This window comes from Endozoicomonas sp. SESOKO3 (genome assembly GCF_024606255.1).
In genome coordinates this window covers 1-1,142 of the sequence record NZ_JAHHPR010000326.1, presented here as the reverse complement: position 1 = coordinate 1,142, position 1,142 = coordinate 1, and the positions used below count along the sequence as shown (strand labels likewise).

General features: G+C 44.6%; 1 protein-coding gene. It reads left to right on the top strand.

Annotated elements, in window-relative coordinates:
• Window positions 1-499 precede the first annotated feature (499 nt).
• Window positions 500-1,142: hypothetical protein (locus tag KDK18_RS05800; RefSeq protein ID WP_257253865.1), on the top strand; the 643-nt coding region annotated here is incomplete at its 3' end.

Sequence of the window (1,142 nt, the reverse complement as noted above, 5' to 3'; positions counted from 1 at the left end):
GAAAGTATTCCTTACTCTTACACACTGGGCATCTTCTACGATTGGCAACAGAGCGATGACAACAGAGCAACTGCAGCGCCAGAGGGCGCAGCCTTGAATACACCAACGGCTGATCAAAAGTTTGATCCTGATAAAAATGAGAATACCCGCAGCGAACTTTGATATCAGAAAACGGTGGATGATTCCTCCATAGCCATCCAAAAGAAATCGGTATAAAGGAATAAATACTGTTTTCTTTCAGATCGTGCTACCGATTAAACCCTTTTAGAAACTATGAATGTCGCCCTTCCCCGAAAAAACCGCTCAATTTTATTGGCATTGAACTTTGCCTTTGTTAACTAAATTCGCTCAACAGCTTACCGAGTTTGCCACTATGAACTAAATTCTCTCTACAACTTAACGAAACAGCCATGAGCGATTAAAAAATAAAAGCCGCATCCCAGCCTGGTCTGGACATCACTTTTCACGGTAATAAAGTACTCAGCTCTGAGGTAGTAGGATGAGATATGCTCGCCCCGATGCAGTGAGCCTTGCAGTGGCCTTTGCCATCAGCTCTTCCATCATTGTTACACAGGCACTGGCCGATCGCAGGCTGCAGATAAAATCTATCGATATCGGGGGCAATGGACACAAGGAGTTTACCCAGAGTGAGGTTGTGATTCAGCCAACTTTAGGCCAAGACCAACAACCAATACCCAAATCCTTTACCACCACCTACTCTTATAAGCCTCAGGAAAGTAAGGACTCTGCCCTTCCTTCTATAGGCTTTACAGAAGTTCTTTATGGTATTAATGGTGACGTTTCCAGTGTTGATCAGTTTGAAACAAGCGAGGATGGTATTGCTCAGAAATATACCAAAGTCCTGAAGGTGGGTGATGAAGGATTCTTCAGGTTCACCCATAACCTTGAAGAAAAGGAACTGGTCATTGAAGTCAGAGGTGGAATGACCGATCAGGATTCAGTTAAGGCTGTTCGTGATCAATTGGTTGGCATCCAATCATTAGAGCTGTCAACGAAAATCGCCAACCCGGTACAACTGGCATTTTTGCTGGAGGGTGTCGGTGACAGGGCAGGAAACCTCGGCGCAAGTGATCACTATGTTCCCCTTGCCACCATTGAAGTAGAAAAAGTTGAAGTGAATG